The sequence below is a fragment of the Streptomyces sp. NPDC090106 genome (assembly GCF_044747265.1).
Classification (GTDB): domain Bacteria; phylum Actinomycetota; class Actinomycetes; order Streptomycetales; family Streptomycetaceae; genus Streptomyces.
In genome coordinates this window covers 209,830-235,951 of record NZ_JBIVDS010000002.1, presented here as the reverse complement: position 1 = coordinate 235,951, position 26,122 = coordinate 209,830, and the positions used below count along the sequence as shown (strand labels likewise).

The 26,122-nt window shown below is 72.8% G+C and carries 25 protein-coding genes; 8 read left to right on the top strand and 17 right to left on the bottom strand.

Features of this window, described 5'->3' with window-relative positions:
• Positions 1–11 precede the first annotated feature (11 nt).
• The 5 genes from ACIPSE_RS06520 to ACIPSE_RS06500 are packed head-to-tail and all read right to left on the bottom strand — an operon-like array spanning position 12 to position 3,778.
• Positions 12–461, bottom strand: coding sequence for a TadE/TadG family type IV pilus assembly protein (locus ACIPSE_RS06520; protein ID WP_401658099.1), 450 nt, complete (start codon positions 459–461; stop codon positions 12–14).
• Between the two features lies 1 nt (position 462).
• The gene (locus tag ACIPSE_RS06515; RefSeq protein WP_401659718.1) at positions 463–786 is read right to left on the bottom strand and encodes a pilus assembly protein; all 324 of its coding nucleotides are present in this window, start codon (positions 784–786) and stop codon (positions 463–465) included.
• Positions 787–827: 41 nt separating this feature from the next.
• Positions 828–2,075, bottom strand: coding sequence for a CpaE family protein (locus tag ACIPSE_RS06510; RefSeq protein ID WP_401658097.1), 1,248 nt, complete (start codon positions 2,073–2,075; stop codon positions 828–830).
• A 6-nt stretch (positions 2,076–2,081) separates the two neighbouring features.
• Positions 2,082–2,789: a Flp pilus assembly protein CpaB gene (gene cpaB / locus ACIPSE_RS06505; protein WP_401658095.1), complete on the bottom strand. Its 708-nt coding sequence runs from the start codon at positions 2,787–2,789 to the stop codon at positions 2,082–2,084.
• A 50-nt stretch (positions 2,790–2,839) separates the two neighbouring features.
• On the bottom strand, positions 2,840–3,778 hold the full coding sequence (locus ACIPSE_RS06500; RefSeq protein ID WP_401658093.1) for a hypothetical protein: 939 nt from the start codon (positions 3,776–3,778) through the stop codon (positions 2,840–2,842).
• A 308-nt stretch (positions 3,779–4,086) separates the two neighbouring features.
• On the opposite strand from ACIPSE_RS06500, the gene ACIPSE_RS06495 reads away from it, so the two are divergent.
• Positions 4,087–5,772, top strand: coding sequence for a chitinase (locus ACIPSE_RS06495; RefSeq protein WP_401658091.1), 1,686 nt, complete (start codon positions 4,087–4,089; stop codon positions 5,770–5,772).
• Positions 5,773–5,821: 49 nt separating this feature from the next.
• On the opposite strand, the gene ACIPSE_RS06490 is transcribed toward ACIPSE_RS06495, so the two are convergent.
• Positions 5,822–6,088 (bottom strand): hypothetical protein, encoded by a 267-nt coding sequence (locus ACIPSE_RS06490; RefSeq protein WP_401658089.1) that lies wholly within the window; start codon positions 6,086–6,088, stop codon positions 5,822–5,824.
• Between the two features lie 243 nt (positions 6,089–6,331).
• Here ACIPSE_RS06490 and ACIPSE_RS06485 point away from each other — a divergent pair, with 243 nt between their 5' ends.
• Both ACIPSE_RS06485 and ACIPSE_RS06480 read left to right on the top strand, forming a co-directional pair.
• Positions 6,332–6,841 carry a SigE family RNA polymerase sigma factor gene (locus tag ACIPSE_RS06485; RefSeq protein ID WP_401658087.1) on the top strand — a complete coding sequence of 170 codons (510 nt, stop codon included), beginning with the start codon at positions 6,332–6,334 and terminating at the stop codon, positions 6,839–6,841.
• Positions 6,842–6,916: 75 nt separating this feature from the next.
• Positions 6,917–8,167 (top strand): hypothetical protein, encoded by a 1,251-nt coding sequence (locus ACIPSE_RS06480; protein ID WP_401658085.1) that lies wholly within the window; start codon positions 6,917–6,919, stop codon positions 8,165–8,167.
• A 40-nt stretch (positions 8,168–8,207) separates the two neighbouring features.
• On the opposite strand, the gene ACIPSE_RS06475 is transcribed toward ACIPSE_RS06480, so the two are convergent.
• The gene (locus ACIPSE_RS06475; RefSeq protein WP_401658083.1) at positions 8,208–9,515 is read right to left on the bottom strand and encodes an Nramp family divalent metal transporter; all 1,308 of its coding nucleotides are present in this window, start codon (positions 9,513–9,515) and stop codon (positions 8,208–8,210) included.
• Positions 9,516–9,685: 170 nt separating this feature from the next.
• On the opposite strand from ACIPSE_RS06475, the gene ACIPSE_RS06470 reads away from it, so the two are divergent.
• Positions 9,686–11,041: a M14 family metallopeptidase gene (locus ACIPSE_RS06470; protein WP_401658081.1), complete on the top strand. Its 1,356-nt coding sequence runs from the start codon at positions 9,686–9,688 to the stop codon at positions 11,039–11,041.
• A gap of 1 nt (position 11,042) precedes the next feature.
• Here ACIPSE_RS06470 and ACIPSE_RS06465 read toward each other — a convergent pair whose 3' ends face one another.
• Positions 11,043–11,741, bottom strand: a complete 699-nt coding sequence (locus ACIPSE_RS06465) for a hypothetical protein (RefSeq protein ID WP_401658079.1) — start codon at positions 11,739–11,741, stop codon at positions 11,043–11,045.
• Between the two features lie 154 nt (positions 11,742–11,895).
• On the opposite strand from ACIPSE_RS06465, the gene ACIPSE_RS06460 reads away from it, so the two are divergent.
• Positions 11,896–12,846, top strand: a complete 951-nt coding sequence (locus ACIPSE_RS06460) for an adenosine kinase (protein WP_401658077.1) — start codon at positions 11,896–11,898, stop codon at positions 12,844–12,846.
• A gap of 80 nt (positions 12,847–12,926) precedes the next feature.
• Positions 12,927–14,768 (top strand): caspase domain-containing protein, encoded by a 1,842-nt coding sequence (locus ACIPSE_RS06455; protein WP_401658075.1) that lies wholly within the window; start codon positions 12,927–12,929, stop codon positions 14,766–14,768.
• Between the two features lie 19 nt (positions 14,769–14,787).
• Here the strand turns inward: ACIPSE_RS06455 and ACIPSE_RS06450 are convergent, their stop codons facing one another.
• The 7 genes from ACIPSE_RS06450 to ACIPSE_RS06420 form a co-directional block, all read right to left on the bottom strand.
• Positions 14,788–15,453 (bottom strand): RES family NAD+ phosphorylase, encoded by a 666-nt coding sequence (locus tag ACIPSE_RS06450; RefSeq protein WP_401658073.1) that lies wholly within the window; start codon positions 15,451–15,453, stop codon positions 14,788–14,790.
• Positions 15,446–16,135: a hypothetical protein gene (locus ACIPSE_RS06445; RefSeq protein WP_401658071.1), complete on the bottom strand. Its 690-nt coding sequence runs from the start codon at positions 16,133–16,135 to the stop codon at positions 15,446–15,448. The genes ACIPSE_RS06450 and ACIPSE_RS06445 overlap by 8 nt, the downstream gene beginning before the upstream one ends.
• The gene (locus tag ACIPSE_RS06440; protein WP_401658069.1) at positions 16,132–17,232 is read right to left on the bottom strand and encodes a hypothetical protein; all 1,101 of its coding nucleotides are present in this window, start codon (positions 17,230–17,232) and stop codon (positions 16,132–16,134) included. Before ACIPSE_RS06440 ends, ACIPSE_RS06445 begins: the two co-directional genes overlap by 4 nt.
• 158 nt (positions 17,233–17,390) lie before the next feature.
• A complete protein-coding gene (locus tag ACIPSE_RS06435; RefSeq protein WP_401658067.1) occupies positions 17,391–18,860 on the bottom strand; it encodes a GntP family permease in 1,470 nt (489 codons plus the stop codon).
• A 125-nt stretch (positions 18,861–18,985) separates the two neighbouring features.
• On the bottom strand, positions 18,986–19,420 hold the full coding sequence (locus tag ACIPSE_RS06430; RefSeq protein WP_401658065.1) for a RidA family protein: 435 nt from the start codon (positions 19,418–19,420) through the stop codon (positions 18,986–18,988).
• A complete protein-coding gene (locus ACIPSE_RS06425) occupies positions 19,417–20,178 on the bottom strand; it encodes an IclR family transcriptional regulator (RefSeq protein ID WP_401658063.1) in 762 nt (253 codons plus the stop codon). Before ACIPSE_RS06425 ends, ACIPSE_RS06430 begins: the two co-directional genes overlap by 4 nt.
• Positions 20,175–21,332, bottom strand: a complete 1,158-nt coding sequence (locus ACIPSE_RS06420; RefSeq protein ID WP_401659715.1) for a sugar kinase — start codon at positions 21,330–21,332, stop codon at positions 20,175–20,177. The genes ACIPSE_RS06425 and ACIPSE_RS06420 overlap by 4 nt, the downstream gene beginning before the upstream one ends.
• Positions 21,333–21,512: 180 nt before the next feature.
• On the opposite strand from ACIPSE_RS06420, the gene ACIPSE_RS06415 reads away from it, so the two are divergent.
• Together ACIPSE_RS06415 and ACIPSE_RS06410 are read left to right on the top strand one after the other, a co-directional pair.
• On the top strand, positions 21,513–22,778 hold the full coding sequence (locus tag ACIPSE_RS06415) for an amino acid deaminase (RefSeq protein WP_401658061.1): 1,266 nt from the start codon (positions 21,513–21,515) through the stop codon (positions 22,776–22,778).
• 11 nt (positions 22,779–22,789) lie between these two features.
• Positions 22,790–24,373, top strand: coding sequence for an amidohydrolase family protein (locus ACIPSE_RS06410; RefSeq protein ID WP_401658059.1), 1,584 nt, complete (start codon positions 22,790–22,792; stop codon positions 24,371–24,373).
• 3 nt (positions 24,374–24,376) lie between these two features.
• On the opposite strand, the gene ACIPSE_RS06405 is transcribed toward ACIPSE_RS06410, so the two are convergent.
• Entirely contained in the window at positions 24,377–25,291 is a 915-nt protein-coding gene (locus ACIPSE_RS06405) for a serine protease (RefSeq protein ID WP_401658057.1), read from the bottom strand.
• A gap of 239 nt (positions 25,292–25,530) precedes the next feature.
• Complete coding sequence (locus tag ACIPSE_RS06400) at positions 25,531–26,115, bottom strand: hypothetical protein (RefSeq protein WP_401658055.1); 585 nt, start codon at positions 26,113–26,115, stop codon at positions 25,531–25,533.
• Positions 26,116–26,122 lie beyond the last annotated feature (7 nt).

Genomic DNA, 26,122 nt, shown 5'->3' with positions numbered 1-26,122 from the left:
TCCAGCCTCGTTCAGTGGTCGAGCGGCATCGTCGCCGTCCGGTGGGCGTCGCCGAAGTCCCAGCCCGGCACGACGGACGGGATGTCGACGCTGGCGGTGACGGTCACCTCGTCGCCGCCCACCGCCTCGGAACAGCTCACGGACAGCCAGCCGCTGACCGCGTTGACGCAGCCGTCCTGGGCGCCCCGTTCCAGCGACGCCGCCCGCGCGCCCGCCCGGGCCGCCGTACCGGCCTGCTGGGCGGTGTAGGCGACCAGGCCCACCTGGACGCCCGCGAGGGCCACCAGGATCAGGACGGGGATGAACCCGAGGTACTCCAGGGCCGCCTGCCCCCGGTCCCGGAGGGTGCGGTGCCGTTCCCGGTCCCGGAGGGTGCGATGCCGCTCCCGGTCCCGGAGGGTGCGGTGCCGCTCCCGGCCGCGGCGGGGGCCTGGGGCGCGGGACTTCCCGTCGTACGACATGTCAGTCCGTCTCCTCCTCCACGGCGCCCGCGTGGCCGCGCACGTCGAACGGGAAGCCGATCGAGCCCGGGAAGAGCACGGGGACGCGGAGCGTGACGTCGGCGGTGACGTAGCCGCCGCCGGTGCCGCACTCCACCTCGCCGTCCCAGGCGTCCGGGAGCTTGTCGAGTCCCGCCGCCCGGCACGCCCCGAGGCGTTCGCCCGGGGCCGCGGCCGTCGCGGCCCGCACCGCCTCGTCGGCAGCATTCCCCGCGAGCGTGAAGGTGTACCCCACCAGCACGAACTGCCACATCAGCACCAGCGTGGCGATGATGATCGGGGTCATGCCGAGGAGTTCGACGGTGACCTGGCCCGCGTCGCGCCGCTTCACGGTTCCAGCTCCCTGCGGCGGCGGAACGCCACGGAGGAGCGGCCGGCCTTGTGCGCGGCGCCCGCCGTCTTCGGCGGTCCGAGCAGGCCGAGTTCGCCGGCCAGGGTCCACAAGGCCTGTTTCACGACGCTCTTGTTGTCGAGTTCGTGGACGCGGCCGGCGTCCACCACCCCTTGCAGTTCCTTGAAGTTGGCGGGGATCGGGGTGCCCGCCACCGCGGTGCCGGTGATCCGCTGGATCAGCGGCGGCTGGATCTCGGTGCCGCGGGTGTGCCGGTTGACGACGACGGTCGTCTCCTCGGCCTTGCGGATCTGGAGCCGGTCCCACATGCGCACGGTGCGTTTCGCGCCGCGGACCGCGACGACGTCCGGGGTGGTGACCAGCAGGGCCGTGTCGGCCATCTCGACGGCCGCCGCGCCCGCGCCGCTGAGCTGGGCACCGCAGTCGACGACGACGACCTCGTAGCGGGAGCGGACGGCGCTGACGATCTGCCGGGCGGCCCGGTCGGTGACCTCCTCGCCGCGTTCGCCCTCGCCGGGGGCCAGGAGCAGCGCGAGCCCGGTGTCGTGGCGGAAGACCGCGTCGGCGAGGACGCGGGGGGAGATGTCGGTGATGGTGGCGAGGTCGGCGACCGAGCGGCGGAACTGGACGTCGAGGAAGGAGCCGACGTCCCCGGTCTGGAGGTCGAGGTCGATGAGGGCGGTGCTGCGCCCCGCGGCCTGCGCGGCGAGGGCGAGCTGGATGGCGGTGAGGGTGGCGCCGACGCCTCCCTTGGAGCCGCTGACGGTGACGACGGTGCCGCCTACTCCGGTGAACACGTCGCCGCCGCTGCCGAGATGGCGGCGCACCCCGCTGGACCACTGGGCGACGGCCTGGACGCGCTGGGCGAGTTCCTCGTAGTGCAGGGGCAGGGTGACGAGACCGCGGGCGCCGTAGTCCATGGCCGCCTGGAAGAGGCCGGGGCCGGCGTCGGAGGTGACGAGGACGACGCCTGCCGCGGGGAAGCGCAGGGCCACCTCGCGGATGAGTTCGAGGGCGGGCACCGGGCCGATGCGTTCGTGCACGACGACGACCTCGGGGAGTTCGTCGACGGACTCGGCGGCGAGCCGGGCCAGGGTGTCGATCAGCTGCGTGGAGTCGGCGACGGGGGCGACCGGCTCGGCGTCGGGGAGCTGGCTGAGCAGGGTGGTGAGGGAGCGGACCGCGTCCGCGTCACCGGAGGCGGGCAGGATCCTGATGGGCATCGGCGCTCACTTGTCCTTCGCGAGTTCGTACGTGCGGTCCTGGTCGGGGACCGGGGTGTCGCCGCCGGGTGCGACCAGGGCCAGCCGGACGCGCTGGGCGAACGACTCGGCGTAGGTGAGCCGCTGTGCGTCGAGCGTGGACAGGGCGAAGGTGATGGGGACGGCCTCGGTGGTCCGCCCGGTGCGGTCGCCGTCGTCGGGGTCCAGGGGGGTGAGCCGGCCGACGTCGAGGACGCGGGCGTTGGTCACGATGATCTTGGACTGGGCGGGATCGCCCTGCCGCTGGCCCTCGAAGGTGGCGTAGACGTTCACGGTGGAGTTGGGCGTGATCTTGCCCGCCACGCCGGTCGCCGCGTCGATCATGATGGCGACCTCCTGCTGCCCGGCCTGGAGGGCGGGCTGGGGCACGATCATGTCGCTCTGGAGCAGGGAGCCCTTCTTGAGGGCGGTGACCGCGATCTTGCCCTCGATGTCCCGCAGATCGGTGACCGCGTTGGACGACAGCCAGCGCTCGGGCATCGAGATCTTCTCGAACTGGCCTCGGTTCAAGGTCTCGTAGGGCTGGATCTCGGCCTTGACCTGGTACGCGGTGACCTCTGGGCCGACCTTGGACTTCACGTCGCTGATGACGGTGAGGACGCCCGCGAAGGCCGCGAGGGCGCAGACGACGGACAGGACCAGGAGTATGACGCCGCGGCGCTGACGGGAGTTCATGAACCGTACAACCTCATTGGGGGATCTCGGTCGACAGGGCTCACCAGCTGTTATCCGGCGGTGAGTTGGTTCGTGGCGGTCCGGCCGCCCTCGATGGCGCGGCGGCCCGCGGCCCGGCCGGCGGCCGGCACCCGGCCGTCCTCCGCCCCGTGCTCGACGTCCCGCTGTTCGACGAGCGGGGAGGTCGCGGAGCAGAAGACGCAGCGGTCACCGATGACGTCGATGCCGCACCAGTGACAGGTGGTCCGGCGGACGGACGTGACCAGTTGGTAGAGGACGGACAGGTCGGGCAGGAAGGAGCAGAACTCGATCAGCTTGGGGGTGCCCCACCAGGTCGCGGACTCGGCGGGCAGGGGCACCTCCCGCAGTCCCTGGACGTTCCAGGACGAGGCGAGGGTGGAGGCGACCCAGTCGGACTGGAGCTGGCCCCGGGCGATCAGCATGCTGGTGCCGAACTCGGGGCCGGACAGGGCGGCCTCGGGTCCGATGCGCACGAGCTGCGGCTCGGGGTGGGCGACGACCCCGAACTGGCTGCCGGGCACCCAGGACTTGGCGTGGGACTTCAGGCCGACGGGCACGCGGTCGAGCCTGGCGACCGAGCCGAGCACGGCGCCGGTGTGGATGTAGTGCGTGAGCAGCCGGCCCGCGGAGGCGAGGACACCGGGGCTGAGGTCGCAGGAGGCGAGCTGCCGCAACTGGCGGGCCAGGACGGCGAGACCGAGCGGCGGCAGATCGGGGCGGAAGAAGGCGATCCGGTCGCTCTCCAGGAGGGAGCGGACGGTGTGCAGTCTGCGCTCCACGCTCGCGGGCACGGCCTGCGAGGCGACGACGATCAGATGCCCGTACTGCTCGACGAGGGACTGCACCCCGGCCAGCGACCGCTCCAGGGGCTCGGTCGCGAGGTCCCCCAGGACGACGGCGGGCACGGTCCGTTCGTCGTGCGGCGGCAGTGCCATGTCGGCGCCGGTCACGGCAATGGCAGTTGGCATGCGCAGCTCCCCGTTCCCCTGCCCGCCGGACCGACCGGCGTCACTCCGGCACACTCAGTCGACTTCACTGCGTGACTACCTGAGCACTTTAACCACGGCTCTGTGACCGGAGAACAGCGTTTGTGTAGCTGGCGAGGAACTGCCGTGACACAAGTTACGCCAAAACGGGGCAGGTTGAGCATCTCGCCGGACGGAATGCGAACCAGGGGCCCTTGCCTCGGCCCGCACCCCCACTCCCGCACATCTGGTCTGGACCTATTCGGCCCAGGCCCCTTGACAGACCGATTGGCCTAGACCATTTTGTTGTCATGTCCCCACAGAGACGATCTCTACGGCTCTGGTCAGGAGCCGTCACCGCTGCCCTCGCCCTCTCCTTCGCCGGTGCGGGCCAGGCGTCCGCAGCGGACGTCAACAACGCCAAGAACGCCGGATTCGAGTCCGGCCTGACCAACTGGACCTGTACGGCGAGCAGCGGCACGACCGTCTCCTCGCCGGTGCACGGCGGCGCGTCCGCGCTCAAGGCGACCCCCGCCGGGCAGGACAACGCCAAGTGCACCCAGACCGTCGCGGTCAAGGCCAACTCGACGTACACGCTCAGCGCCTGGGTGCAGGGCGGCTACTCCTACCTCGGGGTGACCGGCACCGGCACCACGGACGTGTCGACGTGGACACCGGACTCGGCGTCCTGGAAGCAGCTGTCGACGACGTTCACCACCGGCGCCTCCACCACCTCGGTCACCGTCTACACGCACGGCTGGTACGGCCAGGCCGCCTACTACGCGGACGACGTGTCGGTGTTCGGCCCCGACGGGGGCGGCGGCACCGACCCGGCGCCGACGGTCCCGGCCACGCCGGGCGGCCTCGCGGTCTCCGGGACGTCCTCGTCCTCGGTCTCGCTGGCCTGGAACGCCGTGTCCGGCGCGACGGGCTACAACGTCTACCGCTCCGGTACGAAGGTCGCGGCGGTGACCGGCACCTCGGCGACCGTGACCGGGCTCGCGGCGCAGACCTCGTACTCCTTCCAGGTCACGGCGACCAACTCGGCCGGTGAGTCGGCGAAGTCGGCGGCGGTGACCGGCACGACGACGGCGACCCCGACCGGACCCGCGCTGCCCAGGCACGCCGTCACCGGCTACTGGCAGAACTTCAACAACGGCGCCACGGTGCAGAGGATCTCGGCCGTCCAGTCGCAGTACGACATCATCGCGGTGGCCTTCGCGGACGCCACGACCACGCCGGGCGCGGTCACCTTCAACCTGGACTCGGCGGGGCTCGGCGGATACACCGTCGACCAGTTCAAGGCCGACGTCGCGGCGAAGCGGGCGGCCGGCAAGAAGGTGATCATCTCGATCGGCGGCGAGAAGGGCACGATCACCGTCAACGACTCCTCGTCCGCGACGAACTTCGCCAACTCGGTCTACTCGCTGATGCAGACGTACGGCTTCGACGGCGTCGACATCGACCTGGAGAACGGCCTCAACGCCACCTACATGACCCAGGCGCTGCGCTCGCTGTCGTCGAAGGCGGGCTCCTCGCTGATCATCACGATGGCCCCGCAGACCATCGACATGCAGTCGACGTCGAACTCCTACTTCCAGACGGCCCTGAACATCAAGGACATCCTCACGGTCGTCAACATGCAGTACTACAACAGCGGTTCGATGCTCGGCTGCGACGGCAAGGTCTACAGCCAGGGCTCGGTCGACTTCCTGACCGCGCTCGCCTGCATCCAGCTCGAAGGCGGCCTCGCCCCCTCCCAGGTGGGCCTCGGCCTCCCGGCCTCCACCAGCGGCGCGGGCAGCGGCTACGTCTCCCCGACCGTGGTGAACAACGCGCTCGACTGCCTCACCCAGGGCACCGGCTGCGGTTCCTTCAAGCCCTCGAAGACCTACCCCGACCTGCGCGGCGCCATGACGTGGTCGACGAACTGGGACGCCTCGGCGGGCAACGCCTGGTCCAACGCGGTGGGCGCGCACGTCCACGCGCTGCCGTAACGCGTCACGGAAACCTGGACGGGCGCTCCCCCTCACCGGGGGGCGCCCGTCAGCGCATGGGCTTGTAGTGGCCCAGGACCGCCTGGAGGCCCGCGAACCACTCGCGCAACCGCTCGCGGGGCCTCGCCGTGACCTCGCACTCGTAGAACTGGCCGTCGTGCAGCACGACCGCGACGACCAGCGCCTTGCCGTTCTCGGTGGCCTTGTAGTGCACGGTGTGGATCTCCGGCCAGGCGAACTCGGCCTCCGCGCCCCGGATCTCGAAGGCGACACCGGACGCGTCGACGACGACCGAGCCGTACCGGTCGACGGCCATGAACTCCGGACCGGGCGGGGCCGCCCCAGGGGCCGGGGGGTACGGAGGGGACGGGGGGTACGCGGGGTACGCGGGCGGCGGGCCGAACACTCCTTGCTGCGGCGGCTGCTGGGTCATACCGGAGAACCTACCCGGCCCGCGACCGGCCGCCGCTCGCCGTTTCCGGTCCTGTTCCCGTGAAACATTTCCCGGGGGCCACCGCATCAGTGAAGTGAAGACGGTGCACGGCGGGGGGGGAGACACATGAGGCAGGTCCTTGCGGACCAGTACGCGGAGTTCGCGGCGGCGCGGGCGGGCCATCTGTACCGGTCGGCCTGTCTGCTCACCGCCGGGGACACGCATCTCGCCGAGGACCTCGTCCAGGAGACCCTGGGCAAGCTGTACATCGGCTGGCACCGGGTGAACCGCGCCGACAACCCGGCGGGCTACGCGCAGACCGTCCTGACCCGGACCTTCCTCGCCCATCAGCGGCGGCGCAGCAGCACCGAGCGCGCCACCGACGTCCTGCCCGACAGAGCCGGCGCCGAGCAGGGGGACGTACCGCTGCGGCTGACGCTGCTCCAGGCGCTGGCCCGGCTCCCCGCCAAGGACCGGGCGGTGGTCGTCCTGCGCTACTGGGAGGACCGCTCGATCGAGGAGACCGCCGACGCCCTGCACGCCAGCTCGGCCGCCGTACGGACCCGCTGCACCCGGGCGCTGGGGCGGCTGCGGGACCTGCTCGGCGAGGATCTCGGCGAGTACGCGCGCCGCTGACACCACGCCACTGACACCCCCTTCCCTCCCACCCCCTCACCTCACCTCACACCCTCGCGGAAACGGTGGTTTGCCATGCCCGTTCACCAGGACAGCGATCCCTTCGAGGACCGTGTCGCCGCCGCGCTGCGCGATGCCGGCGGGACCTTCGACGCCGACCGGACCGCGCTCGTCGACGCCGGTCTGGCGCGCGGGCGCCGGCTGCGGCTGCGGCGCCGGGCCGCCGTCGTGGGCGGCGCCGCGTCCCTCGCCCTCGTCGGCGTGGGCAGCGCCCTGCTGGTCTCGCCGGGCAGCGGCTCCCCCGCGGCGGACCGGTCCACGGTCGCCTCGAAGCCGAGCGCCTCCTCCACGGTGCCGCCCGTGTCGGGCGACACGATCGTCTCCACGCTCCAGGAGGTGCTCGGGTACGGGAAGTTCACCCGGCAGAGCGGCGAGGGGACGGACGCGACGTTCGGTCCGCTGGCGCGACTCGTCTGGGACGACGGGGACGGGGAGGCGCTCGTCTCCCTGAGCCTCGGGCGCACCGAGCCGGGCAGCGCGCGGGCCCGCGAGCTGACGACCTGCCCGAGCAAGGTGTACACGCCGTACGACGACTGCACGACGACCCGGCTGGACGACGGTTCGCTGCTCATGGTCCTCCAGGGGTACGTCTACGCGGACCAGCCCGAGGGCACCCTGCACTGGTCCGCCGACCTGATCACCGCGGACGGCAGGCACGTGTCGCTGAACGAGTGGAACTCCCCCGAGGAGAAGGGGGCCTCGGTCACCCGGCCCGCACCGCCGCTGGACGTCACGGAGTTGCAGCAGGCGGTGACCTCGCCGAAGTGGCTGCCCATCATCGACGCGGTGCCCGAGGAGGAAGAGGGTCCCTCGGCCGAGCCCACGCCCTCGCAGTCCACGACCGGTGTGCCCGACGTCGGCAAGCACCTCGTCGATCTCCTCCCCGCCGGGCTCGACGTGGTCACCCGGAGCCGGGAGGAGGACGCCTCCGCCTTCGGCTATGTCGTCGTCGACGACGGCAGGGGCAGGAGCCTCGTCCAGGTCAATGTGCAGCCGGACATGGGCGACATGGTCGGGACGCCCGCCTTCAGCGGCGCCGAGACCCTCGACGACGGCACCCTCGTCGCCGAGCAGAAGAGCGGCGGCGACAAGGACGTCGCGGGCCAGGCCATGTGGACCGTCGACACCCTGCGCCCCGACGGCTTCCGTGTCGTCATCAGCGCCTTCAACGCGGGCACCCAGCACGAGGCGCCGACGCGCACCGCGCCCGCCCTGTCCATGGAGCAGCTCCGGGAGATCGCCCTCAGCACGACCTGGCTCCCGTAGGACACGTGGGCGGGGATCAGGGGATCAGAGGGTCAGGGGATCAGAAGAAGTCCGCCCAGGGCTGGTCCCAGATCTGCTTCACGCACAGGACCAGGAACAGCAGTCCGGCGATGACGAGCATGACGTTGCTGAGCGGCCCGTTGCGCCAGGGCGCCGGTGTGCGCGAGGAGTTGAGGAGCCACAGGAGGGTGCCGGCGAGGAAGGGCAGGAAGGCCGCGCCGAGGACGCCGTAGAGGATGATCAGGCGGAAGGGCTGGCCCTGGAAGAGCAGGACGATGGGCGGGAAGGTCAGCCAGAGCAGGTAGGCGCGGAACGGCCAGGAGCGTTCGCGGACGCCCGAGGCGACCTCCTCGCCCTTGGCCGTCGCCCCGCGCACGCGGCTCACGAAGTCCGCGAACATCAGGCTCACGCCGTGCCAGACGCCGATGAGCGAGGTGTAGGAGGTGGCGAAGAAGCCGATCAGGAAGAACTTGGCGGTCGCGGTGCCGTACTTCTCCTCCAGGATGTCGGTGAGCTGGAGCAGGCCCTTGTCGCCGCTCGCGATGGCCACGTGGGAGGAGTGGAGCAGTTCCGCGCCGACGAACAGCATCGCGACGACGAAGATGCCGGTGGTGGCGTAGGCGACCCGGTTGTCGAGCCGCATGACCTTCATCCACCCGGTGTCGGTCCAGCCCTTGGCGTTGACCCAGTAGCCGTACGCGGCCAGCGTGATGGTGCCGCCGACGCCGCCGATGAGCCCGAGGGTGTTGAGGACGGAGTCCTTCTCGTCGGGGAGCACGGGCACGAGGCCGGCCAGCGCGTCGGGGAGGTTGGGGGTGACGCGGACGGCCAGGTAGACGGTGACCAGGAACATGACGCCGACCAGGACCGTCATGACCTTCTCGAACACGGCGTACTTGTTGAACCAGACGAAGACCAGTCCGGTCAGGCCGCAGGCGATGGCCCACCACTCCAGGTCCATCACGTCCGGGAAGAGCGCCTGGAGCGGCAGCGCGCTGGACGACATCGCCGCCGCGCCGTACACGAAGCCCCAGACGACGGCGTAGATCCCGAAGAAGTACCAGGTCCAGCGGCCGAGGCCGGCCCAGCCGTCGAAGAGGGTCCGGCCGGTCGACAGGTGCCAGCGGCCGGCCGCCTCGGCGAGGGAGATCTTGACGAGGCAGCCGAGCACGGCCGCCCACAGCAGGGTGTAACCGAAGTTGCTGCCCGCGATGAGTGTGGCGACGAGGTCACCGGCGCCGACCCCGGTGGCCGCGACGACGATGCCGGGACCGATGTGTCTCCAACTGGACCTGCGTGGTGCGGAGTCGGCCCCTGTGGCCCGCGTGTTCCCCGAGGTGTCAGCCATACCCGCGCCTCTACCCGCGCGGCGGGTGGGGGGAACGGCGGAGGCCGGGGCTCCACAGGAGTCACACAGTTTTTGGCCATCGGGCCTTTATTGACTCTTGACCTGTTCATGCCATCGCCGGACGATGAGCGCCCCCACCTCCGGAGACCCCGGAGCAACTAGGAGGCTTCATGCGACTTCGCATCCGAGGCTCAGGCGCCCGTGGCGGCAGACGGACCACCGCGCTGGCCGCCCTGCTCGCCCTCGCCCTCGCGGCGCCCGTCTCCATGAACACCATGGACGCCAGCGCCGACAGCACCGCCACGGCGACCCCCGCGGCGGACCAGATCCTCCAGTACGAGGTCCACACGCACGCCACCGTCAAGGAGCGCACCGCGCTCCAGCAGGCCGGCGTCAGCATCGACGAGGTCGACGACCACGGGGTGGTGATCTCCGGACGCGCGGCGCAGATCGCGAAACTGCGCGCCCAGGGCTACGACATCACACCGCTCGGCGCCGCCCCCGACCGGTCGAGCAGCGCGGACGAGTTCCAGCTCTTCGACTTCCCCTCGGCCGACTCCAACTACCACAACTACGCGGAGATGACGAGCGCGATCAACTCGGCCGTCGCCGCCTACCCGTCGATCGTGAGCCAGCAGGTCATCGGCACCTCGTACCAGGGCCGGAACATCGTCGCCATCAAGATCAGCGACAACGTGGGCACGGACGAGGCCGAGCCCGAGGTGCTGTTCACCCACCACCAGCACGCCCGCGAGCACCTCACCGTCGAGATGGCGCTCTATCTGCTCAGCGAGCTGACGTCCGACTACGGCACCGACTCCCGGGTGACCAGCATGGTCAACAACCGGGAGATCTGGATCGTCCCGGACCTCAACCCCGACGGCGGCGAGTACGACGTCGCCACCGGCGCCTACCGCTCCTGGCGCAAGAACCGGCAGCCCAACTCCGGTTCCTCGGCGGTCGGTACGGACCTGAACCGCAACTGGAACTACCGCTGGGGCTGCTGCGGCGGTTCCTCCGGGTCGACGTCCTCCGAGACCTACCGGGGCACGGCCGCCGAGTCGGCGCCCGAGGTCAAGGTCGTCGCGAACTTCGTGCGCAGCCGGGTCGTCGGCGGCGTGCAGCAGATCAAGGCCGGCATCGACTTCCACACGTACAGCGAACTGGTGCTGTGGCCCTACGGCTACACCACCGCGGACACCGCGACCGGCCTGACGACGGACGACCGCAACGCGTTCGCGACCGTGGGGCAGAAGATGGCCGCGAGCAACGGCTACACGCCCGAGCAGTCCAGCGACCTGTACATCACCGACGGGTCGATCGACGACTGGCTGTGGGGCAGCCAGAAGATCTTCGGGTACACCTTCGAGATGTACCCGACCTCCAGCTCCGGCGGCGGCTTCTACCCGCCCGACGAGGTGATCGCCCGGGAGACGTCACGCAACCGCGACGCGGTGCTGCAACTCCTGGAGAACGCCGACTGTATGTACCGGTCGATCGGCAAGGAAGCCCAGTACTGCAGCTAGTTCAGTCCTTGTCGGACGACTTCGCCTTGCCGTCCGGGGACTTGGCGTCCTCGGTGGGTTCGGCGTCCTCGGCCGTCTCGGTGTCCGCGGTCGGCTCGGCGTCCTCGGCCGTCTCGGCGTCCTCGGCCGTCTCGGCATCCGCGGTCGGCTCGGCATCCGCGGTCGGCTCCACGTCCTCCGCGTCCGTCTCCTCCTCGCCGTCCTCGAAGTAGGCGTCGAGAACGGCGTCGAGCTGCTCCTCCCACTCCGCGAAGCGGCTCCTGGCCGTCGCCTCGATCTCGATCGGGTACCAGCGGCGGTCAGGGGTGTGCACCGTGATGGTGAACCGCTTCCCGAAGCGGGGCGACTCGGTCTCGACCGCGCCGATCTCGTCCCAGCGGAACTCGCACCGCTCCTCGTCGAGGCTCAGGCGTACACCCTTGGCGTCGGCGACGATCCTGGCGCGGCGGTCGGAGGCCTCGAAGACGGGGCCGTCGGCCGCCGCGTCCTCGTCCTCGGTGCCGGCCGCCGCCTCGGCGCCGGCTTCCGCCTCGGCCTGCTCGGTCGGTGCGTCGGTGTCCGCTTCGACGGGCTCATCGGCCGCCTCGGGCTTCGTGTCCTCGGGCTTCCCGGACACGGGCGAGGTCAGCCCGGGGATGAAGGCCGGGTCGAATCCGGCGCCCTCCAGGGGCTTGCTGCTCGAACCTATGCGCTGCTCCACGGTCGGAAGTATGGCGGACGAAACTGTGCCGTGGGGCCCCGGGGGCACAAGCGTCCCGAGAGACGGACGGGGAACCCGAAGATCGCAATCAACTTGCTGAAAATTGCAGCAAGTTCTTGCCGGCCGGGTGGGGCGGCTGCTTGACTCCCCTGCCATGACCCCGCAGACCGACGTCCTCGTCCTGGGCGGCGCCGGCGTGGACACCGTCGTCCACGTCCCCGAGCTGCCGCTGCCCTACGCCGACAGCTACATGATCGATCCGGGCATCGTGACCCGCGCGGGCCAGAGCGGGGACTTCGTCGCCCTCGGGGTGAGCGCCCTCGGCCTGCGGGCCCACCACCTCGACCTGCTCGGCGCCGACCACGAGGGCGACCTGGTGCGCGCGCTGCACCGCGACCGGGGCGTCCCGCTCACCGAGATCCCCTCGGCCTCGGGCACCAAGCGGGCGGTCAACCTGGTCGGCCCCGACGGCCGCCGCCTCTCCCTGTACGACATCACGCGCGGCCGGGACGCGGACCGGTTCCCCGACGCCACCGTGCGCGAGCTGGCCGCCACGGCCCGGCACGCCCACGTGGTGATCACCCATCCGTGCGCCCAGGCCCTGCCCGCGCTGCGCGAGAGCGGGGTCACGATCTCCACGGACCTGCACGACTGGGACGGCGTCAACCCGTACCACGAGGCGTTCGCCCGCACGGCGGACGTGGTCTTCCTGTCCACCACCGCGCTGGCCGACCCGGAGCGCACCGTGCGGGACATCGCCGCGCGCGGCCGGGCCAGGGTCGTGGTCGGCACCGCCGGGGCGCGCGGCGCGTATCTGCTGGCCGACGGTGAGCTGACGCACGTCCCGGCCGCCCGGCCGCCCTCCCCCGTCGTCGACTCCAACGGCGCGGGCGACGCCTTCGCCGCCGGGTTCCTGCTCGGCCTGCTGAACGGCGAGGCCCCGCTGCGGTGCGCCCGCTACGGGGCGGTGGCGGGCGCGTACGCCTGCACGGTGCCCTCGACCCGGGCGGACGCGATCGGCCGGGACGCGCTCCTCGCCCGCGTGGCCGAGGAGGAACTCCTCTCCCAGGTGGCCGAGTCGGACACCGTGAAGTCGGCCGACTGACCGAAATCCGGTCGGGTTCCGCCCCGTTGACGACCGGTTTCCCCGGTTCGGCGCCCGGCGCGGGTGCCAGACTTCCGGCCATGGGGTCGATCTACGCGCTCATGGCAGGCATCAACGACTATCCGCCGCACCTCGCGGCACCGCTCACCGGCTGCCTCAACGACATCGACGCGGCACGGGAGTTGCTGGCGGAGCGGGCCGGAAAGACGGCGGTCGTGGAGCGGCTGACGGACCGGGCGGCGACGGTCGGGGCGGTGGAGGACGGCATCCGTTCCCTCCTCGCCCGGGCCGGGTCCGGGGACACCGCCGTGTTCTGGTTCTCCGGGCACGGCACCCGGCAGCCGGCCACCGGCGCCGACCTGCTCGTCGAGGCGACGGGCTGGAACCAGGCCCTGGTCTGCGCGGACGGGCTGCTGACCGACAAACGGCTCGGCGTGCTCCTGGACGGGGCCGCGGCGCGCGGCGCGCACGTCGTCGCGGTCCTGGACTGCTGCTTCTCGGGCGGCGCCACCCGGGACGAGACCCTGCCCTCGGCCACGCTGACCGCGCGCTACGCGCCGCCCCGCGCCGACTGGCCGGCCGCCCGCGGCGCGACCCCGGCCGACGGCCCCGCCCGCCATCTGCTGCTCGCCGCGAGCCGTCTGGACCAGCTCTCCTACGAGGGGTACTTCGCGGGCCGGCGGCACGGCGCGTTCACCCACGCCCTGCTCGCCGCGGTCCGCGCGTCCGGCCCCGGGGCGACCTACCGGCAGGTCCTCGCGGCGGCGGACGCGCGGGTACGGCGCACCGGGGGCCGGCAGCAGCCGGTGCTGTTCCCGGACGCGCCGGGCCCGGCCGATCTGCCGTTCCTGGCCGACGCGGTCGCGGGCCCGGCCGGCGACCATCTGCTGCGGCTCGGCCCCGAGGGCTGGGAGGTGGACTGCGGCGCCGCGCACGGCCTGCGTTCCGGTGCGGGCGCCGAGGGCACCGAGTTCACGAGCCTCGACGAGGGCGCCGTGGTCCGGGTGCGCGCGGTCCGCGCCGACCGGTCGCTGGTCGAGCCCGTCGGCTGGGCACCCGACCCCGAGCGCGCCCACCCGGTGGCCCTGACGGCGCTGGCCTCGCCGCCCGCGACGGTGAGCGTCGAGGGCACGGACCCCCGCCTCCGGGAGGCCCTCGCCGCGCACGCCTCCCCGCTCCTGCGGGTCGTCGAGGCGCCCGAGGAGGCCGGGGAGCCGCACTTCCGGCTCGTCCCGGCGGGCGGGACGGTACGGGTGCTGGGGCTGGACGGGACGGAGCTGGTGGAGCCGCTGCGGCCCGGGGGGTCCGCCGCGCGCGACGGCTCGCCCGCCGCGTACGACGGGAGGGGGGTCGTCGACCGGCTGGCGCACCTGGCGCGCTGGTACCGGCTGCGGGATCTGACCGCCCGGCCGTCCGTGCTGGACAACCAGGTGCGGGTGGAGATCGTGCCCTGGGGCGGCGAGGCGGCGCTGCTGCCGGACGGGCGCGGCGAGATCGTGTGCGCCTACGGCCCGGACGGGGAGCCGCCGTTGGTCTCCGTCCGGATCACCAACCGTTCGGCGCGGCGCCTTTGGTGCGCGCTCATCGACCTGACCGACAGCCACACCGCCGATCCCTCCCTCTTCCCCGGCCACTTCATCGGACCGGGCATGACGGGGTACGCGCTGGACGGCGACCCGGTGCCGCTCGTCCTGCCGGAGAGCAGACCCGTGGAGTCCGGCGCCGAGGTGCGGGACTGGCTGAAACTGATCGTGGCGGAGGGCGAGGTGAACACGGTGCCGTTCCGGCTGACCGGCTGGGAGACCGACGGGGACGCCCTGCGTCTGGAGCCCCCCGCCGGACGGGACATCGGCACGCCCGGCCCGTCGTCCCCCGGCCGCTGGACCACCCGGACGATCGCCCTGCGGACGGTCGTGCCCTAGCCCCCGGCGGACCTCGGTCCTACGGCGCCAACTGGACGTAGTACGGCTGGAGCACGGCGTTGAGCCACTCCCTGCCCTCGGCCGTGCTGAAGTCGACGGCGTCCTCCTCGGTGACGTGCAGCGCCTCGGCGGGGCTGCGGTCGCCGAAGAGGACGACCGTACGGTCGGCGGGTTCGCGTTTGGACGCCCACAGCAGCCCCTGGGCCCAGGTCTCGGTGTGCCGGCGGATCCAGTGGGCCCAGTCGCGGGTGTACGGGTACTCGTGGGCCTCGGTGTGCACGAGCCAGGTGTCCTGGTGGACGGCGGCCAGGTCCTGGGCGCTCGTCAGGGGCAGCACGGACAGCTCCGAGGCCAGGCGCAGGGTGCTCAGGCGGCGGCCCTCGACCGCGCGGCGCGGCAGCAGCCGGGGGCCGCCCGCCGGGTCGAAGGGCAGGGAGCGCAGCAGGGTCTCGCAGACGGCGGCGGCGGGGGTGAGCCCCGCGTAGAGGTAGCCGTACCGGTCGCAGGAGGTGGAGTCGAACCGGCCGCCGCCGTACAGGCAGTGCGAGGGTCTGGGGTTGAAGCCCGCGGCGGGGCGGTGGGAGCCGTGCACGCGGTACAGCGCGGCGCCGCGGGCCAGCGTGACCTTGCCGGGGGTGCCGGTCAGGGCGTCGGGCGGCCGGTAGTTGGGCACCGCGTCACTCACTCTCCATCAGGAACCGTGCCGTGTCGGCGAGCTGGCGGTCACGGCCGGTGCCGAGCAGGCTCACCGGGCTGGCGCCGAGCCAGGCGTTCGCGGACAGCCACCAGTCGGCGGCGCCCCACGGGTCGCGGTCGGCCGCCAGCAGGGCGTTGACCTCCAGGACGACGAGCCAGGGCAGGGTGTCCTCGGAGAACTGGAACCGGGGCAGCCTGAGCCGCCCGCCGACGCCCGGCAGCCGGATCAGCTCGGGCGCGAAGGGCGAGCCGCCGCGCTGGAGCAGGTCCTCGGCGTCCAGGGCGGGTTCGGCGAGGAGCCGTTCGCGGACGGGGCCGAGCACGGGGCCGACCATGCGGTGCCCGTCGATGAGGAGCACCGCCAGGTCCTCGGGGGCGAAGCCCTCCACGGTCGGCCGGGCCCCGGAGGCGGCGACGAGGCGTCCGCCGGTCCGGTCCCCGAACTCGTCGGGCAGCAGCTCCCCCAGCAGCTGCGCGGCCCGCGCGGCGGCGGCCCGGCGCAGCCTGCGGTCGTGGCGGTCGACGTCCCGGACGACGGCGAGCAGCCCGGCGAGGTCGGCGCGGGCGTCCGGCTCCAGGCGGCCGGCGATGCGGTCCCAGCGGGCCGCGGCGGCGGCGAGCACGACGTACGGGTCGGACGGTTCGCCCGGCCCGGTCTGCGCGCCGCTCATCGGTCCTCCTCGCGGCCCAGCAGCCGTTCCAGCAGATCGGCGCGGGCGTGCCGGCGTACGACGAAGTGGATGTCCCAGTCGGCGCCGCGGGCGAGTTCCGCCTCGACGGCCGCCCACAGCGCGGCGAAGCTCTCCAGCGGGGGCAGCCCGCCGCGTCCGGCGCCCAGCAGCGGCAGGCACACCGAGCGCAGCGGCGGGTCGTAGCGGGCGGACTCCTCGGCGAGGAGGGCGAAGACGCGGGCGACGCCCCGGGTGATGTCGGCGGGCTGGACGTCGTAGTCGTTGGTCTCGGGGCGGGGTACGGCGACGGCCACGTGGTAGATGCGCCGGATGCCCTGTCCGGTGAGCGCCCCGGCGGAGGTGGCCGCGACCGTACCGGGCTGTGCCGCCCGGCCGGGAGCCCCGTGCCGGGCGGTCCAGCCCTGTAACTCGTCGTCGATCGTGTCGTCGACGAGTCCCCCGACGGGATCGCGGTGCGCGCCCGCGCGGCGCAGCGTGGCGGAGACGGACGACTTGTACGGCGCGGGCAGCGCGAAGTAGGTGTTCGACGGGGAGACCACGACGTCGATGTCGCGCAGCAGGTCGACGGAGTGGACGTGGACGGTGACCGGCACGGTGCGGTGGTGGACGCGGACGGCTCTTTCCCGGTGGGCGGCGGGCATCCGGTCGGCCGCGGCGGGCGGCGGCGCCGTCCGGGTCGCGCCGGCCGGGGCGCCCAACTGGACGACCTGTTCGGCGACCTGGCCCAGGACCATCAGTTCGTGGTGCTTGCGGAACCGCTCGACGCTCACCCCGTACACCTGGGCGGCCCGTCGGCGCCGGTCGGCGGCGGGCCAGTCACGGGTGCCCTGGGCGAGGCCGAGACTGTACTCGGCGGCGGTCTGGAGGGTGCCGCCGCCCATCCGGGAGACGGCGAGCCGTAACACCTTCTCCACCGGCCCCCCAGGTGACTCGCCGTCTCCCCGCGGGAGTTCACGGGCGATCCCGGTGAGTGCCGGCACGTCGAGCGCGCGCAGTCTGACGACCCCTGCCCGCCGCACCTTGCGCACCTCCGCGAGAACCGCTCCGTGTTCGGGCACGTGGGGTGACGACGGCATGACGATCAGCATCGCACCGGCGCCTCAGGCCCCACAAGCCCGCTCCGCGCATCCATTGCACACCCATGCCCCGGGCGCGAACTGGTCGCGCCCGGGGCGGGTTCGGGGCGTGCGCGGCGCGGCGCGGGCCCGTGTGCGCCGCCGGACGGAGGGACGGCTCAGACGAAGAGGCTCAGGACCGCGGCGACGGCGAAGCCGGCCACGGACAGGACCGTCTCCAGGACCGTCCAGGTCCTGAGGGTGTCGCGTTCGCTGATGCCGAAGTACTTGGCGACCATCCAGAAGCCGCCGTCGTTGACGTGCGAGGCGAAGATGGAGCCCGCCGAGATGGCCATGATGACGAGCGCGACGAAGGCCTGGGAGTGGTCGCCCGCGGTGAGCAGCGGGGCGACGATGCCGGCGGTGGTGACGATGGCGACGGTGGCCGAGCCCTGGGCGACGCGCAGGACGACGGAGATGAGGTAGGCGAGGGCGATGACGGGCAGGCCCACGTCGTTGAAGGTGTCCGAGAGGGCCTGGGCGACGCCGCTGGCCTTGAGGACCGCGCCGAAGACCCCGCCCGCGCCGACCACGAGGAGGATGTTGCCGACCGGCTTGAGCGAGGCCGTCGACACCGTCTCCAGGGACTTGCGGGACCAGCCCCGGCGGATGCCGAGGACGTAGTAGGCGAGCAGCAGCGCGATCGTCAGGGCGACGAAGGGGTGGCCGAAGAACTCGATGACGGAGCGGAGGGTGGAGGGGTCGAGGGCGATCGAGGAGAACGTGGCCGCGAGGATCAGCACCAGCGGCGTACCGATGATCGCGAGGACCGTGCCGAGGGCGATGGGCGCCTCGCGCGGGCGGTCGCCCTGTTCCTGTTCCACGGCCCGCCGGGCGTCCTCCGCCGCCTCGACCATGTCCTGCGGCACCGCGACGAAGATCCGCCGCCCGATCCACGCCGAGTACGCCCACGCGGCCAGCACGGCCGGGATGCCGCAGACGACGCCCATGAGGATGACCCAGCCGAGGTCGACGTGGAGGAGTCCCGCGGCGGCCACCGGTCCGGGGTGCGGGGGCAGGAACGCGTGGGTCATCGACAGGCCGGCGAGCAGGGGCAGGCAGTACAGCAGGATCGACCTGCCGCTGCGCTTGGCCGCCGCGTAGACGATCGGGGCGAGGACGAAGATGCCGACGTCGAAGAAGACCGGGATGCCGAAGATCAGGCCGGTCAGGCCCATCGCGAGCGGGGCGCGCCGCTCGCCGAACACGCCGAGCAGCCGGGACGCCAGCACCTCGGCGCCGCCGCTGACCTCGAGGATCGCGCCGAGCATGGTGCCCAGGCCGATGATGATCGCGACATGGCCGAGGATGCCGCCCATGCCGGACTCGATGGTGGAGACGGCGTCCGAGCGCTGGACCGTGCCGAAGAGTTCGGTGACCGAGAGGCCGGCGAGCAGGCCGACGGCTATGGACACGGCGAGCAGCGCGACGAACGGCTGGAGCCGGGCCTTGATGATGAGGAACAGCAGCAGGGCGATGCCGAGGGCGGCGACGGTCAGCAGACCGGCCGTGCCGTCGACGAGCAGGAGGAGACCGCCGGTGTGGGGTGGGGTCTCGGCGGGAGCGGTGGCGGCGAGCGGTAGGGACATGGGGGTCCTCTGCGTGGGTGCATGGAGCTTTCGGGCAGGGGGGAGCGCGGCACGACCCCGTGTGACGAGGGGTCATGCCGTGCCGGACGTGCGGGAGTTCGGGTTTCCGAGCGGCGCGGGGCAGGTCAGCCGAGGACGGCGAGCGCGTCGATCTCGATGAGGAGGCCGGCCGGCAGACCGACGTAGACCGTGGTCCGGGCGGCCGGGGGCTGGGTGAGGCCCTGCTCCTCGAAGTAGGTGTTGTAGATGCCGTTCATCTCGGCGAAGTGGTCGACGTCCGTCAGATAGACGCGGATCATCATCACGTCGTCCCAGCTCGCCCCGCCCTCCTCCAGGATCGCCTTGACGTTGGCGAGGGTCTGGAGGGTCTGCTCGCGCAGGGTGGGGCCGGCGGGGGTGGGCGCCTTGCCCTCCTCGGCGGGCAGGAACCCGACCTGCCCGGCGACCTGGAGGATGTTGCCCTTGCGGACGCCGTGGGAGAACTTGGCGGGCGGGGTGGTGTGGGTCGAGGGCGTGAGAGCGACCTTCGCGGTCGTCTCCTGGGTCGTGTTCTCGGTCATGCGGGGCCTTTCGCAGGGGTTCTGCCGGAGTACTCGCCGCTGATCTCGTCCGCCGTACGGCGCACCAGCGGCAGCAGGGTGAGGAGTTGGTCGGCGGTGACGACCACGTTGGGCGCGGACACCGACATCGCGGCGACGACCCGGCCGTCGGCGCCGCGGATCGGTGCGGCGACGCAGTTGATGGACTCCTCGTGGCCACCGAGGTCGGTGGCCCAGCCCTGTTCGCGCACGGTCGCCAGCTCCTTGAGGAAGGCGGCGGCGTTGGGGGTCGAACGGGCCGTGTACAGGGGGTAGTCGAGCTCGTCGGCGAGGACGTGCCGCTCGGTCTCGGTGAGGTCGGCGAGCAGCAGCTTGGCGACGGCGGCGACGGTGAGGGCGACGGGTTTGCCGATCCGCGAGTACATCCGCACCGGGTAGCGGCTCTCGACCTTGTCGATGTAGAGGACCTCGTCCTCCTCGTGCACGGCGAGGTGGACGGTGTGCCCGACCTGTTCGTTGAGGCGTACGAGGTGGGGGTGGGCGATCTCGCGGATGTCGAGGTTCTCCATCGCCTCCTGGGCGAGCGCGATGAGGCGGGCGCCGAGGCGGTAGCGCTGGTCGGACTGGCGGTAGACCATGCCGTGTTCGTGCAGGGTGCGCAGCAGACGCAGGGCCGTGGACTTGTGGACGCCGAGGCGGTCGGCGACCTGCCCGAGGTCGGCGGGGCCCTGCGCGAGCAGCGGCAGGATGCCGAGCGCGCGGTCGACGGTCTGGCTCATGGGGTGCGTACCTCCTCCGGGGCCTGCTCGGCTCGGGTCCAGCCGGGGCCGAGGTGAAGTCTCTCCCACGCGTGTCCCGGGAGGGCGGCCAGGCGGGCGGCGGTGTCGTGCGGCGGGGGTGCGGCGAGGTCGCCGGGGGCGGTGAGGGCGGCGGCGGCCCACAGGTGCGCGTGCCGCAGGCGGTCCCGCAGGGGCAGGCCGCGCAGGGTCGCGGAGAGGAAGCCGGCGGCGAAGGCGTCCCCGGCGCCGGTGGTCGCGACGACGTCGACGCGGGGGGCGGGCTCGAAGGTGCCGTCCGCGCCCACCCTCCGCCGCTCTCGGCTCCGCTCGACCGGGGGGACCCCCATCGCCCCAGCGGCACGACTGCCCCCGGGCTGAGCCGAGTCGGCGGGCTCGGCGGGCTCGGCGGATGCTTCCACGCCGGTTCCGGCAATCGGCCTCAGGGGCGCGGGGAACTGCGCGACCAGCCCCCACCGGTCCGCGGCCGACACGAAAGCCGTAGCCCCCCGAGCCCCCTGTTTCACCACCAGCACCGCCGGTTCCGGCAGCAGTTCGCGGATGGCCGCCGGGCCACCGGCAACGCCCCAGACCTCCTCCGCCTCGTCCTCGCCGACGAACACGAGATCGGCGCCGCGCGCCAGTTCCGCCAGCACGCGCGGCCCGTCGCCGCCGCTCCACAGCCCCGCCCGGTGGTTGACGTCGAAGGAGACGAGCGGGCGCCCCGGCCGCGGCGCGGTCAGCGCGCGCGTCAGGCCCAGGCAGCTCGCGGACAGCGCGGCCGTGATCCCCGACAGGTGCAGCACCCGGCAGGCCCCCACCCGGACGTCCTCGGCGCTCATCGCCGACGCCGCCGACCCGGCCCGGTAGTAGGCGACCTCGTGCGCGTCGGTGCCCCGCTCCCCCGCGGTACGGAAGTACACCCCCGTGGGACGCGCGGGGTCGCGGCGTACGGCCGTCACGTCGACGCCGTACGCGCCGATCGCCTCGACCAGGTGGTCGCCGAACCCGTCGGCCCCGACCCGGCTCACCCAGCGCACCGGGTGCCCGGCGGCGGCCAGCGCGCAGGCGACGTTCGACTCGGCGCCCCCGATGCCCCGGTCGAAGGAGGGGACATCGGCGAGGCGGCCCGGCGTCGTGGGCAGGAACGTGACCATGGACTCGCCGAGCGCGACGACGTCCACGACGTCGGGGGCATTCACGATGGTCTCGGCTCCTTGTCGTCCCGGGTCGCGGCGGCTCCATTGACCCGGCGCTGGCCAGGATGTTAGACACCGGTAAGCGATATACGCAATGGTCGTTGCAGTGAGTGCAACGCTCCTGATCAGGGAGGTTCCATGGGCTCCGAGGCGCTCGCCCGACTGGCGGCGGACACCGTCGACCACCGTTTCAAGGGCCTCCCGCCGGACGCGGACGGGCTGACCGTCGGCGAGCTGACCTCCCAGCGCCGCGACCTCTTCACCGGCGGCTACACCACCCCGGTGCTGACGCTCTCCGCCGAGCGCCTGGAGCACAACCTGCGGCTGATGGAGACGTACGCGGCCCGGCACGGCCTCGCCTTCGCCCCGCACGGCAAGACGACGATGGCCCCCGAGCTCTTCCGGCGGCAGATCGACCACGGCGCCTGGGGCATCACGCTCGCCGTCCCGCACCAGGTCCGGGTGGCCCGCGCCTTCGGCGTCGACCGTGTCTTCCTCGCGAACGAGCTGGTCGACGCCGCGGCGCTGCGCTGGATCGCCGCGGAGCTCGCCGCCGACCCCGCGTTCGCGTTCGTCTGCTACGTCGACTCCGTACGCGGCGTCGAGCTCATGGACGCGGCCCTGAGCGGCTCGGCCCGCCCCGTGGACGTGGTCGTGGAGCTCGCCGCCGGCGAGGGCGCCCGCACCGGCACCCGGACGGAGGCGGAGTGCGCGGCGATCGCGGACGCCGTGGCCCGGACGGACACCCTGCGCCTCGTCGGGGTCGCCGGGTACGAGGGCGAGGTCCCGCGGGCCGACCCGGAGCGGGTGCACGCCTGGCTGCGCCGGCTGGTCGCGCTCGCCGTCGGCTTCGACGAGGCGGGACGGTTCGCCGGCCTGGACGAGATCGTCGTCAGCGCGGGCGGCTCGGCCTGGTTCGACGCCGTCGCCGACGTCTTCGCCGAGATCCCCGCCCTGTCCGCCCCCGTGCTGAAGCTGCTGCGCTCGGGCGCCTACGTCTCGCACGACGACGGCCACTACCGCAAGCTGACCCCCTTCAACCGGGTCCCCGAGGAGGGCGCCCTGGAGCCGGCGTTCCGGCTCTGGACGCAGGTCGTCTCCCGCCCCTCGGCCGAGCAGGCCTTCGTCAACGCGGGCAAGCGGGACGCGGCCCACGACCTGGATCTGCCGTTCGCGCAGGTGGTCCGCCGGGACGGCGTCGAACGTCCGGCGGCCGGTGTCTCGGTCACCGGGCTGTCCGACCAGCACGCCTGGCTGCGCACGACCGGCGAGGCGGACCTGGAGGTCGGCGACTGGGTCGGCCTCGGCCTCTCGCACCCCTGCACGTCCTTCGACAAGTGGCAGCTGATCCCGGTCGTGCGGGCGGACGGCACGGTCGTCGACCACATCCGTACGTTCTTCTAGGAGGCGGGGTCGTGGAGGAACTGGTCATCCGGGACGCGGACGTCGTCGACGGCAGCGGGCAGCCGTCGTACCGCGCGGACGTGGTGGTCGACGGCGGCAGGATCGTGTCGATCGTGAAGGAGGCGGCGGACGCCGGGTGCCAACGACCGAAGGCGCGGCGGGAGTTGGACGCGGAAGGGCTCGTCCTCTCCCCCGGCTTCATCGACATGCACGCCCACAGCGACCTGGCCTTGCTGCGCGACCCGGACCACAGCGCGAAGGCCGCGCAGGGCGTCACGCTCGAAGTCCTGGGCCAGGACGGGCTGTCGTACGCCCCCGTCGACGATCGCACGCTCGCCGAGGTGCGCCGCGCGATCACCGGATGGAACGGGTACGGCGACGACATCGACTTCGACTGGCGGACGGTCGGCGAGTACCTCGACCGGCTCGACCGGGGCGTCGCCGTCAACGCCGCCTATCTGATCCCCCAGGGCACGGTCCGCGCGCTCGTCGTCGGCTGGGAGGACCGCGAGGCGACGCCCCGGGAGCTGGAGCGGATGCGGCAGTCGGTCGCCGAAGGTCTCGAACAGGGCGCGGTCGGCCTGTCGTCCGGGCTGACGTACACGCCCGGCATGTACGCGAAGGACGCCGAACTGACCGAGCTGTGCCGGGTGGTGGCCTCCTACGGCGGCTACTACTGCCCGCACCACCGCTCCTACGGGGCGGGCGCGCTGGAGGCGTACGCGGAGATGGTGGCGCTGACGCGGGAGGCGGGCTGCGCGCTCCATCTCGCGCACGCCACCATGAACTTCGGGGTGAACGAGGGCCGGGCGCCGGAGCTGCTCGCGCTGCTGGACCGGGCGCTGGCGGACGGCGCGGACATCAGCCTGGACACCTACCCCTACACGCCCGGCAGCACCACCCTCGCGGCGGTGCTCCCGAGCTGGGCGGGCGAGGGCGGCCCGGAGCGGCTCCTGGAGCGGCTCGCGGACGACGCGACGGCCGAGCGGATCCGGCACGATCTGGAGGTGACCGGCTCGGACGGCTGCCACGGCGTGCCGATGGACTGGGCCACGATCGAGATCTCGGGCGTCACGGACCCGGCGCTGGCGCGGCACGTGGGCCGCCGCCTGGACGGCTGGCGGACCGCCCGTGAACTCCTGCTGGCCGACCGCCTGGCCACGGCGATCCTCCAGCACGTGGGGCACGAGGAGAACGTCCGGCAGATCATGCGGCACCGCGTGCACACCGGTGGTTCGGACGGCATCCTCCAGGGCGCCAAGCCGCATCCGCGCGCGTACGGCACCTTCCCGCACTATCTGGGCCGGTACGTGCGGGAGTTGGGGGTGCTGTCGCTGGAGGAGTGCGTGGCGCGGCTGACCGGGCGCCCGGCGGCCCGGCTGCGGCTGCCGGACCGGGGCCTGGTGCGCGAGGGCCACCGGGCCGACCTGGTCCTGTTCGATCCGGCGACGGTCGCGGCGGGTTCCACCTTCGAGGAGCCGCGCGTGCTGCCGTCCGGCATCCCGCACGTGCTGGTGGACGGCCGGTTCGTGATCGAGGACGGACGCCGGACGGACGTCCTCGCGGGACGCTCCGTCCGGCGAACTCCCCGGTGACGGCTACGGCTTGGGCAGCACGCAGTCCGAAGCGCTCAGGTCCAGCTTGTTGTCCAGGCCGAAGCAGGCGGGTATCTGGTAGGTCTCCTGGGCGTAGTTGATGCCCTCGCGCACGGTGACGTTGCCGTTCGCGTCGACCTCGCACGGGTTGTTGTCCGTGCAGGTCCCGCCGTCCTCGTTGCCGGTGTTGTTGACGGCGACGACGTTGCCGGTGGCGTTGTCGACGACCGGCGAGCCCGAGGTGCCGCCGATGGTCTGGCAGGCGGAGGTGTAGCGGACCGAGTCCTTCCAGGTCCACTCGCCTTCCTTGAGGCGGTACGCGAAGCCGTCGATGTTGCAGGCGTAGGTCCGCTTCCAGTAGCCGGAGACGACGGTGATCGCGGTCCCGGCCACGGGGTGCGTGTCGTTGAGCGTGAGCGGGCTGATGTTGTAGGTGCTCTTGATCGCCGCGTAGGTGGTGGTGAGCTGGTAGATCGACACGTCCGTGTCGGTCATCGTCGCGTACGCGATCTTGCTGGCGCGGAGCGTCCCGACGCGCGTGCCCGAGGCGTTGAGCAGGCCGAAGGTACGGCTGGAGGCCTGGTCGACGATGACCTCGCCGGCCGCGGGGAAGCCGGTCTCCAGGCAGTGGCCGTTGGACATGACGAGCGCGGGGTCGTCGTCCGCGGAGTCCGGGAAGCGGACGACGGATCCGGAACAGTTGCTGAGCGAGACGGTGCCGGCGAAGGTGACCGCCTGGAGGGTGGGCTGGAGCGCCTGGCTCAGGTTCGCCGTGGCGGACGTGACGGCGTCCCAGGCGGTGCCGGTCACCGTGTCCGTGGCCGGCAGGCCGGTGGTGTCGGGCGCGGCGAACGCGGGTGCCGCGCCGACCCCGGTGAGGGCCAGCGCGATCAGCGTGGCACCGAGAGGCTTCTTCATGTGGGGGGTCCCCTCATCACGACGAGGGTGACCGGAGAATCTCCGGTCACCCGCCGAATTGTCATGTGCATTCTCATCGTGGAGGAGGGTGCGGGCAAGGAGTTCTTCCCAGCCATGGGGTTTTCCCTGCGCGGCCGAGGGCGCACGGGGTCGAGACCGGCGCCATCTGCCGCATCTCTGCCCGCAGTTGCCCGTCGCACACCTCTGGAACCCCTCGGATTACCGGAGGTTACGCGAGGTCAGCGCGGATGCCTGGAGGTGCCCTTGCCCTTGCCCGGTTTGCCGTCGGAACCGGCGGGGGCGGACGTCGTCGCCGGAGCGGCGGACGTGGTGACGGGCGCGGCGGCCGAGGGGGTGGCGGAGGGGGACGGCGCCGTGGACGACGGGCGCGTCGACGGCGAGGGGGACGCGGGCGGCGAGGTGGCGGTGCGGGCGGCGGCCGTCCCGGCGGGGTCCGCGGGGACCCCGTCCGCCGTCGACGCCGTACGGCCGGGCCCGTCCTCCGTGCCGGCCGGCGCGGAGCCGCCGAAGGAGAAGCCCGCGACCAGCGCCGCCACGGCGACCGCCCCGACCGCCCCCACCGCGGCGGCGGGCCGGCCGGAGCGCCACCCGGCCGGCCCCGGCCTGCGGCGCGAGGGGCGCCGCGGGTCGGCGGCCGGGAGGCGGGGCAGCCGGGCCGTCTCGTCGTAGGCGTACTCCCAGCCGTGCGCGGCGGCCGGGTCGGCGTACGCGTCGTAGGACGGCGACGGGTCGGCGGGCGGGAGGTACACGTTCGGCGGTTCCTGGGGCGCGGCGCCGCTCTCGTACGGGGACGGTCTGGACATGGGCGCG

What these genes read in the sequence shown, in the direction of transcription:
- ACIPSE_RS06415 (WP_401658061.1), top strand. Translation starts at nt 21,513, where the DNA reads ATGGGCTCCGAGGCGCTCGCCCGACTGGCGGCGGACACCGTCGACCAC.
- ACIPSE_RS06515 (WP_401659718.1), bottom strand. Translation starts at nt 786, where the DNA reads ATGACCCCGATCATCATCGCCACGCTGGTGCTGATGTGGCAGTTCGTG.
- ACIPSE_RS06470 (WP_401658081.1), top strand. Translation starts at nt 9,686, where the DNA reads ATGCGACTTCGCATCCGAGGCTCAGGCGCCCGTGGCGGCAGACGGACC.
- ACIPSE_RS06420 (WP_401659715.1), bottom strand. Translation starts at nt 21,332, where the DNA reads ATGGTCACGTTCCTGCCCACGACGCCGGGCCGCCTCGCCGATGTCCCC.
- ACIPSE_RS06485 (WP_401658087.1), top strand. Translation starts at nt 6,332, where the DNA reads ATGAGGCAGGTCCTTGCGGACCAGTACGCGGAGTTCGCGGCGGCGCGG.
- ACIPSE_RS06425 (WP_401658063.1), bottom strand. Translation starts at nt 20,178, where the DNA reads ATGAGCCAGACCGTCGACCGCGCGCTCGGCATCCTGCCGCTGCTCGCG.
- ACIPSE_RS06510 (WP_401658097.1), bottom strand. Translation starts at nt 2,075, where the DNA reads ATGCCCATCAGGATCCTGCCCGCCTCCGGTGACGCGGACGCGGTCCGC.
- ACIPSE_RS06405 (WP_401658057.1), bottom strand. Translation starts at nt 25,291, where the DNA reads ATGAAGAAGCCTCTCGGTGCCACGCTGATCGCGCTGGCCCTCACCGGG.
- ACIPSE_RS06500 (WP_401658093.1), bottom strand. Translation starts at nt 3,778, where the DNA reads ATGCCAACTGCCATTGCCGTGACCGGCGCCGACATGGCACTGCCGCCG.
- ACIPSE_RS06430 (WP_401658065.1), bottom strand. Translation starts at nt 19,420, where the DNA reads ATGACCGAGAACACGACCCAGGAGACGACCGCGAAGGTCGCTCTCACG.
- ACIPSE_RS06490 (WP_401658089.1), bottom strand. Translation starts at nt 6,088, where the DNA reads ATGGCCGTCGACCGGTACGGCTCGGTCGTCGTCGACGCGTCCGGTGTC.
- ACIPSE_RS06400 (WP_401658055.1), bottom strand. Translation starts at nt 26,115, where the DNA reads ATGTCCAGACCGTCCCCGTACGAGAGCGGCGCCGCGCCCCAGGAACCG.
- ACIPSE_RS06440 (WP_401658069.1), bottom strand. Translation starts at nt 17,232, where the DNA reads ATGCCGTCGTCACCCCACGTGCCCGAACACGGAGCGGTTCTCGCGGAG.
- ACIPSE_RS06480 (WP_401658085.1), top strand. Translation starts at nt 6,917, where the DNA reads ATGCCCGTTCACCAGGACAGCGATCCCTTCGAGGACCGTGTCGCCGCC.
- ACIPSE_RS06520 (WP_401658099.1), bottom strand. Translation starts at nt 461, where the DNA reads ATGTCGTACGACGGGAAGTCCCGCGCCCCAGGCCCCCGCCGCGGCCGG.
- ACIPSE_RS06455 (WP_401658075.1), top strand. Translation starts at nt 12,927, where the DNA reads ATGGGGTCGATCTACGCGCTCATGGCAGGCATCAACGACTATCCGCCG.
- ACIPSE_RS06460 (WP_401658077.1), top strand. Translation starts at nt 11,896, where the DNA reads ATGACCCCGCAGACCGACGTCCTCGTCCTGGGCGGCGCCGGCGTGGAC.
- ACIPSE_RS06445 (WP_401658071.1), bottom strand. Translation starts at nt 16,135, where the DNA reads ATGAGCGGCGCGCAGACCGGGCCGGGCGAACCGTCCGACCCGTACGTC.
- ACIPSE_RS06475 (WP_401658083.1), bottom strand. Translation starts at nt 9,515, where the DNA reads ATGGCTGACACCTCGGGGAACACGCGGGCCACAGGGGCCGACTCCGCA.
- ACIPSE_RS06435 (WP_401658067.1), bottom strand. Translation starts at nt 18,860, where the DNA reads ATGTCCCTACCGCTCGCCGCCACCGCTCCCGCCGAGACCCCACCCCAC.
- cpaB (WP_401658095.1), bottom strand. Translation starts at nt 2,789, where the DNA reads ATGAACTCCCGTCAGCGCCGCGGCGTCATACTCCTGGTCCTGTCCGTC.
- ACIPSE_RS06495 (WP_401658091.1), top strand. Translation starts at nt 4,087, where the DNA reads ATGTCCCCACAGAGACGATCTCTACGGCTCTGGTCAGGAGCCGTCACC.